This window comes from Streptomyces sp. GbtcB6 (assembly GCF_019091475.1).
In the GTDB taxonomy this organism is placed as follows: Bacteria; Actinomycetota; Actinomycetes; order Streptomycetales; family Streptomycetaceae; genus Streptomyces; species Streptomyces hyaluromycini.
Genome location: NZ_JAGXJL010000117.1, coordinates 1 through 8,343, shown reverse-complemented (window position 1 = coordinate 8,343; position 8,343 = coordinate 1). Strand labels below are relative to the sequence as shown.

At 62.9% G+C, this 8,343-nt stretch carries 5 protein-coding genes; all 5 read right to left on the bottom strand.

The window, feature by feature from the left end:
• Nucleotides 1-1,029: 1,029 nt before the first annotated feature.
• Nucleotides 1,030-2,271 carry a cytochrome P450 gene (locus KVT45_RS54085; RefSeq protein ID WP_308311167.1) on the bottom strand — a complete coding sequence of 414 codons (1,242 nt, stop codon included), beginning with the start codon at nucleotides 2,269-2,271 and terminating at the stop codon, nucleotides 1,030-1,032.
• A 38-nt stretch (nucleotides 2,272-2,309) separates the two neighbouring features.
• Nucleotides 2,310-4,085 (bottom strand): non-ribosomal peptide synthetase, encoded by a 1,776-nt coding sequence (locus KVT45_RS54080; protein WP_217562347.1) that lies wholly within the window; start codon nucleotides 4,083-4,085, stop codon nucleotides 2,310-2,312.
• 238 nt (nucleotides 4,086-4,323) lie between these two features.
• On the bottom strand, nucleotides 4,324-4,569 hold the full coding sequence (locus KVT45_RS54075) for an MbtH family NRPS accessory protein (protein ID WP_217562345.1): 246 nt from the start codon (nucleotides 4,567-4,569) through the stop codon (nucleotides 4,324-4,326).
• Between the two features lie 487 nt (nucleotides 4,570-5,056).
• Complete coding sequence (locus tag KVT45_RS54070) at nucleotides 5,057-5,767, bottom strand: thioesterase II family protein (RefSeq protein ID WP_217562343.1); 711 nt, start codon at nucleotides 5,765-5,767, stop codon at nucleotides 5,057-5,059.
• 531 nt (nucleotides 5,768-6,298) lie between these two features.
• Nucleotides 6,299-7,738, bottom strand: coding sequence for an aspartate aminotransferase family protein (locus KVT45_RS54065; protein ID WP_217562341.1), 1,440 nt, complete (start codon nucleotides 7,736-7,738; stop codon nucleotides 6,299-6,301).
• Between the last annotated feature and the right edge of the window lie 605 nt (nucleotides 7,739-8,343).

Here is an 8,343-nt window from a genome sequence, read left to right as displayed (position 1 = left end):
GCACCCTACGTGCCGGCCACGACAGAACGGATGCTTGTCTAGCCTGGTTCGCTGCAGATCTCAAACGCGGTCTCAGATGCGGTACTTACCGAATAAGCAAACCCTCACGGTCGAATCCGACCCGTAGGTATCGCAGCTTCTATCTACTGCCTGTCCGGAATATCCGGGCGTTCTGGGTGCCAATTTCGGTCACACCTCGCTAGAAAAAGCCAAGATGAAACCGTCAGTCAACCGCAGTCAGGACAAACGACTTGTAACGCCAATTCTGTGCTGTCATAAAAGCATCCACGACCGCCTGGACCATAGGAGGGACGGGGGCCTTAGAGTCCAACTTGCTTGCAATCTTCTGTTCGAGCACTGGCCACAAAGCCTCCGCGAGCTTGGTCTTGCTTACCTTGTACGACCACTTCTCGGCAGCTCCTTTGCGGGTACCGTCTCTACGTCCGCCCTCCCATACGACGTGAAATGGCCAGCAGATCACGAGACAGGCCCTCGTCTTGGCCTCGCACTGGCGATCAATAATCGTCCCCGCAAGACCCTCGGCTGGAAGACCTCGGCCGAGGTCTTCGAGGAGCAGCTACGCTCCAGTGTTGCAACGACCGGTTGGACTCACCGAGTACAAGGGTGACGAATTCCGCACTGAGATACGCAAGTTGAACGTGCGGCAATCGATGGGTCGTGTCGGGTCCCGTTACGATAACGCCGCCGCGGAGAGTCGGCTCGCCGTGCTGAAAGCCGAGTTCGGAACAAGTGTGTAGACGACCGGGGCCGGTACCCGTGCCGACGTCTTCCGCTTTATCGAGGACTAGTACAACCGCAGCAGGCTATGCAAACACCCCGAGCTCGGGTACGTCACCTACTCAAAACCCGAATGCGCCTTCAGTGCGACTTCACCCCTGCAGCGTGAGCAACCGCTGTCCATGATCACGGGGCAACATCACATGGCCGCCGGTGCACGACGCTGACACTCGACACCTGCTCTGCAACGATGCGTCCATCACACTCCCCGTGCCACCCGACGGCCGTGTCTTATCTGCGTGGAGTGAACTTTACGGGCAGACTACTGATTCCCGAGAGAAAGTTGGAGCGAACCCTCTTCGGGGTGTCCGTGAGCGTGATGTCGGCTGCGAAGCGGCACAGGGCATCGAGCATCGCCCTGATCTCAATACGGCCCAGTTCCGCACCCAAGCAGAAATGCGGACCATAGCCGAAGGTGAGGTGCCGGTTGGGTGAACGGGACAAGTTCAGGACATCTGGGGATTCGAAGACGGCCTCGTCACGGTTGGCCGAGACGTTCCACAGTGTCACGACATCGCCCTGATTGATGGCATGACCGGAGACGTTGGTGTCCTGCAGCGTCGTCCGACCGAAGTGCATGGCGGGGGTCGTCCAACGCAGGATCTCCTCAGTAGCGGTCTGGCTGCCGATGGATCCCGAACTCAGGGCTGCCCACTGTGCGGGGTGCTCTACCAGGGCAGGAATCGAACTGATCATCGAGAGTCGGCTTGTCTCGTCGCCCCCGATGATCAGGCTGTAGCAGTTCAGAACGATCTCTTCGTTGGACAGTGCCGATCCAGACGCTTGGGCATCCGCGAACGTTCCGATTACGCCTTCCCCTGGGTTCTTGCGAAATTCCTCCAGGAGACTCGAAAAGTAGACCAATATTTCGTTTCTAGCCAATATGGAGTCGAACTCCGTGATCTGGTCATCCTCCGCGCTGAGGGCCTTCTTGGTCAGGATGAGAAGTTCATCTTGATCAGACTCCGGAACCCCCAGGAGATCACATATCGTGCGCATCGGTATTTTCTCCGCGATATCTAACGCGAAGTCGCAACTACCTACCTCCACGGCACTACGGACGAGGCTTTTAGTGTTCTCATGCACTTTTTCGGCGATCGTAGATATAGTGCGCGGAGAGAAAGCCTTCAAGAATACCTTGCGCAGTTCCCGGTGGCGACTTCCATCGGTGACCGCAAGCATTTTTCCCGCCGCAGAGTCACCGCCATGAAGAAGTGTGGCCAGCACATTTCCGCGTGAAGATGTGAAGGTGGAGCTTTCTCGGTAGACATGCATAATGTCGTCATAGCGCGTGAGGGCCCAGAAGCCGGGCCTTCCGTCGCGCGGAACGTTCCAGAAAACCGGATTCTCAGCGCGCAGTCGGCGCCACAATTCGCCCTGGTCATACCGCAGGAAGGTTTGCGGATCTGCCAGGTCCAGCGACGACAGATCGGCGGGAGGTTTCGCCATGATGTCCCAAGATTTGGTGGGCAAGTGGGGCTCCTGTGCGGTCGGAGGGCGGAACCAAGGGATCAGTCGGCGGGGGTGGCGGCGCCGAGTTCGCGCAGTGCTACAGCGACCTCCCGTACCGTCGGCTGGCGGTAGAGGCGGACCATGGGAAAGGTCGGAGCGTGCTCCCGCAGCCGCGCGAGCACGCGGACGGCGAGCATGGAAGTGCCGCCCATGCCGAAGAAGGTGTCGTCCGGCCCAGGTGACTCCACCTCCAGGACCTCGGCGAAGATCTCGGCTACCAGCCGCTCCACGGGATCGGCGGGAACGGCGGCCTGGACGGTGGCGGTCACGTCGTCAATCGCCGCCAGGAGCTCGGACGCCTGGGCGTGGTCAATCTTCCCGCGGGTAGTACGCGGCAGTTCCGCGACGCGGCGCAGTCGCTTGGGGACGACCGGAGCGGCGAGCAGACCGCGCAAGTGGGTGAGTAGCTGCGCCTCGTCCAGGTCGGTGGCCTCAGCAGTCCACAGCAGGCCGATCACCGGGTCGGTCGGCTCGCCGAAAGGCACGGCCACTGCCCCAGTGACGCCGGACAGGGCGAGGGCAGCCGAGACGATCTCGGCCGGTTCGATACGGATGCCACGGACCTTCAGCTGCTCGTCAGCCCGGCCGACAAGCCACAGTTCGCCGTCCGCGTCAAGTAGACCGAGGTCCCCAGTGAGGTACATACGTGTGCCGTGGCCGGCCGGGTTGGGGATCCAGCGTTCGGCCGTACGCCGCGGGTCGCGCAGATAGCCCAACGTGACGGAGGGCCCTGAGAAGGCGATCTCTCCGACTTCGCCAACTGCCACTGGAGTTCCGGTGGCATCCAGGATGTGCACGGCCACACCGGGCAGGGGGCGGCCGATTGACGGGGCCGTGCTTGTAGCCGCGATGGGCCCTGTCCAGGTGACCGCCACCGTGCCCTCGGTGGGACCGTACGCGTTGTGGACAGGCCAGGGCCGCGTTCTCCCGGGCGGGACCTGCCACAGTCGGTCCCCTCCGGTGAGCAGCGCACGCAGGGTGACCGGAGGATCGTACCTACGCATCAGCTCGGCCGCGAGCGGGGTCACGAGGAACATACTGCTGATCTCATGCTGGTCCAGCCAGGCGATGAGCCGGGCGGGGTCGAGACGGATCGCGTCCTCGGCGACGTACAGCGTGGCACCCGCGCCGAGGGTCGACCAGACGTCCCACATGGCTGCGTCGAAGCCCATATCGGAGGCCCAGCCGACCCGGTCGCCGGGACCGGTGCCGAAGTGGTCGGCGTGGGCTGCAACGAGATGGCCTAGGCCCTCGTGGTGCACGACCACGCCGCGCGGAGTGCCAGTTGTGCCTGAGGTGTAGATGACGGCGGCCCAGTCCGCAGGCGTGGGGACGCTCAGTTCCACCAGAGCGGCTTCGACCGATGCTTCGTCCACGGAGACCACCGGAAGCCCCCAATCCGCAGCAAGCTTCTCGCCGACCTGGTCGGTGATGAGGCAGGTCGGTCTCGCGTCTTTGGCGATCAGGCGGAGCCGGGCGTCAGGATCACGGGGTTCTAGCGGAAGATGTGCGGCACCGGCACGCTGGACGCCGAGAGCGGCGACGACAGCCGCCGCACCACGGGGTAGGAGGACAGCGACGATCGGCGCGGAGTCCCGGCCCACGCCGTACTGACGGAGCAGTAGGGACGCCAGGGCGGCCGAGGCAGTGTCGAGCTGACCGTAGGTGAGTATCCCACCGTCCTCCACTACGGCCGGAGCATCGGGCCGGGCCGCGGCGTGTGCGAGGAAACGGGAGACGACATCGGCGGTGGTCGGGTTGCTGCCTGAGGGCACCGCAGGCCTCCTTGGAATGCAGTAGGTCGGGTGGTGAGACGAGGGCGAAAGGTCGCTCAGGGCTGCATGGCCACCATGCGGATGGGCAGTCGCTCCAGTCCGTTGACGGCAACGGAGCTGAGCCGAATAGCTGGGCCCGCCGACTCGATCGTGTCCAAGCAGTCGAGGAGCTCGATGAACAGGAATTTCATCTCGGCCCGGGCGAGCAGCGCGCCGATGCAGAAGTACTCCCGTGATCTCAGGGCGATGTGCCGGTTGAGACGGCGGGTGATGTCGAACCGGTCGGGGGCGTCGAAGCAGTCCGGGCATGTCGCGGCCGGATGTCCGTCCAGATCTGCTCGATGTGGTCCAGACAGGCCTCGCGTGTACGGGGTTCTCCCACGGCTCGCCAGCCGTCTGGCAGCTCTCGTCCGGCGGGCCAGATCGAGTGCTGCTCTTGGTCGTTGACGACCACGATGTGTGTGGAACCAGTGGTATCCGTCATAGTTCTGCCCTTCTCAGTGGCTACTTGTCGTCGCGCAAGCAGTGTGGCCTTTCCTCATCCAGCGGGTCGACGGGCTGATGCTGCGCGACGGTCAGCCGGCTGGCTGGTCGGCGTCCTTTGCAGTGAACGCGGTCCTCAGTCAATTCCATACGAGAGGCGAGTTCACCGTCCTTGTCGGTAACGATCCCTGATCTCGAACTTGGCGTAACGCGGCGTCAGAAGAAGCTGACGCATGCCGAGGCCGGACCAATGGTCGAGGGAGAAGTCGAGTTCTTGCGCGCTGGAAGGAGATGTAGTGGCGGTGTAGCAGCACTTGCAGCCGCTTGCGGCCGATGACCACCCGGCGTACCCCCTTCCGGCAAGTGAGTGCGCAGGCTTCAGTGGGTGCACGGTATCCCTCACTGCTTGGGCCGCTTCTGGGTCCGTGCAAATTCCATAAAGCGGCCGAGGCCGCGGGCCGCGCCTGTGATGATCACAGTTTTGCCGGTCAGCCCCATGCTGGAGTCCCGGCCACCACGCGCAGCACTTTCTCTCGCTCATCGACCAGATACATATGGCCGCCGGGAAACTCCCGGTAGGTGAACGGGCCCCCCGTCTCGTTGGCCCATTGTTCGGACTGCTCCCGGGAGACAAGCTCGTCCCCTTCACCGCGCAGGGCGGTGATCGGCACCGAGAGAGGCCCGGTGCCGGAAGGCAGGTAGTTCTCGTGCATCTCCGCGTCGGCGCGGAGCAGCGGGAGCAGGATCTCGACCAGGTCGGGGTGGTCCAAGGCCGCGTGCCGGTAGCCGGCGAACCGTTGTACTCCGGACAGGAACTCCTGGTCGGGCAGGCCGGTCACTCGTTCGCTTCGTCCGTTGTACGGCCCCGGTGATCCACTGACGTACAGGTGACGCAGTCCGGGGTAGCCGATGCGCTCGAGCTCTCTGGCGATCTCGTAGGCGAGCACCGCGCCGAGGCTGTGCCCAAACAACGCGATGGCTGCTTCCTCGCCAGCCTCTGTCAGGATTCCCGGGGTCAGCTCGGCGACGGCGTCGGCGACGTCGGTGAAGGGGGGATCCAGGAATCGCTCCTCGCGCCCCGGCAACTGGACGGGAAGCATGGTTACCTCCGGCATGGCTAGCTTTTCCCATTCTCGGAAGAAGCCAGCACCACCGCCCGCGAAAGGCAGACAGGCCAGAAGGAGTTGCTGCGCGCCCATGGACCCTCATCTTTCCTCGTCATTCACCAGGTGTCCCGATGCCACCAATCCCAGTTAAAGGCGTCACTTGAGACAGGTGATAGCTTAAACTTCGTTATCTCGGCAGTTTCGGCACTCTGTGGGCCGACTCTGCTGGATGCAAAGAGAGTTTCTCTCCGTCGGTGATCGAACGCTTTGTCTGTACCTAATTCTCGATGTCGGATAACCGCGAATCGGTAATGCCGAGGCTGTATGTCATCAGCCGATTCGGGAGCTCGTTTTCATGATACGGATATCGCCGTTATCGGACTGGTCTGCCGATTCCCGGACGTGGCGAATGAGCTGTTGCCAGCAATGCCCGATGGCGGCCCATGACCGCATCATGCGATGCGGTTCATCTCGAATAGGAAGAAGGCCTGAGTCGCGACGATGACCTGCTCCTACCAGAGGATCGCTGTTGTCCACGCGCGGCCTCGCTCACCCTGTTGAGGTGCCCCCGGCTCGTTGCTGCCGACGACAGCTCATTACTGGGTGTCCGCTCAGCCCCATTCACTACGCCGCTGTCGCAGCGAAGACCTTCTCGAAGCGATGAACTGCGTCATCAATCACATCACTGGTCATGGCGGCGCAGGTGAACATGCGACCCGTCTGGGAGATCATGACGCCTTCTGCGGCGCAAGCCGTGGCGATGTCCCTGTTCTGCGCACGGCGCGGCTTGAACTGCGCGGCATAGTCGGGATCGTCGCGCCGGAGGCGGAAGAGGCCGGACGTGTCGAGATGAACTATGGAGCCGAGGTTGTAGACGAGGAAGGGGAGCTCGAACTTCGTGATCAGTTCTGTGAGGCGGGCGCACAGCAGGTCGCCAGCTCGGGAAGCCGCCGCCGGGGCGTCCGTGCGCCGCATTTCCATGAGGCAGGCGAGCCCGGCCACACTACTTAGTGGCCCGGCCGAGAGAGTTCCGCCGAGCAACGCGACGGTGCCCGTGTGGCCAGGGGTGACGACGGACATCACCTCGGCCCGGCCGCCGAGACCACCCGCTCCCGGATATGAGCCGGCGATGCACTTGCCGAAGATTGTGAGGTCTGGTCGGACACCCAAGTGGCCCTGGACTCCTGCCATGCCAAGGCGGAAGGCGCTGACGACCTCGTCGAAGACCAACAGCGCTCCGAACTCGTCACACAAGTCGCGCACCTGCCCGGCGTAGCCCTCCTCGACGGGCATGGTGCCACTCTGCGGCCCCAGGGGCTCCAGTACGACGGCTGCCGTGCCGCCATCCGCGGCGCATTGCGAAAGCCTGGCCCGTAGGGCGCCGACATCGTTCGGTGGCACCTCGTGCGTCAGGCTCAGCACCGGATCAGGGATGCCGCCTGCCGCCGCTCTGCCCGATCCGGGCGCGCCAAGCCCGAAGACCAGCTGGTCTGACCACCCGTGATAGGCCCCGCCAGCTTTGACGATATGGGCTGCACCAGTGAAAGCACGGGCTGCCCGAATGGCCGCCATGACCGCCTCGGTCCCGCTGCCGAGCATCCTGAACCGCTCGACCGACGGTACCGAACCCTGGACGAACTGAGCCAGTTGAATCTCCGCCTCGTGCGGAAAGCAGGTGCTCGGAGCGCAGGAGGTCAGAAGGTCGATAACTGCTTCCCGCACCACTGGATGATTCGCCCCGAGAACGGAGGCACCGCCGGCCTGGATGAAGTCGATGTACTGATTTCCATCCACATCCCAGGCGAACGCGCCGGAAGTGCGGGCCATCTGCACGGGGAATGGCCTGCTTGACGGTAACGAGTGCTGGAGCCCGCCGGGTATGACAGCTGCAGATTCCCTTGCAGACGCCTGCGAGTTGGGGCAATTGCGCTGAAACCAGTCCTCATAGTGGGCCATGGCGGCGGGACTCAAGGACCGGACCGGAGAGTCGAGAAGCACCTCTGTGCGTTCTTCTATCTCGCCGATATCCGGCCAGCGCAGAACAGGATACGCCTTGCTGGACACGACCCTCCACCTCTCGTATTGGCGGCAGACCATCGCATCGTTGCACACGACAGCGAACGATCAAGCGGGGATGTGGCTCATTCTGATCGGTTTGATGTTGAGCGAACGAGGGCATCGCGAGGCGGCTCGTCGTGATCTGCCCGTTATGGGGCCTGTCGGGCCGGGTGGACTTGAATGGCTGACTATTTCCCGAGCCTCGGTGTCGCCTGCAGAAACAGCCTTGGTTTACGGTAAAACAGTCTTGACACGCGGCCGTCTCGGGCTAAGCTGCTAGCTCCGGTTGATCTCCAGAACTCACGTCAGTGATGCAAGGGAAAGACTATTGGACCATTAATTCCGCGGGCTTCCCTTTCCTATTTTTCTCCAATATCTGGTCACGCCTTCTTGATTTCGCTGAAATCGAGTACTGGGTTGCGAGGTTGGCTAGTCAGCAGGAGTGGGCGGTTCGGTCGGCGGAAAATTTGATGGTTTCTTTCTGATTCCCGTCCACGGTCGGAGGATTACAGTGGCCCTCGGTGCCAGGCGTAGGATGCCGCAGTTGCGGCGGGTTGAGCGTGGGGTGGCGGGGGTCGAGGCGTCGTTCGCGCAGCAGCGTTTGTGGTTCC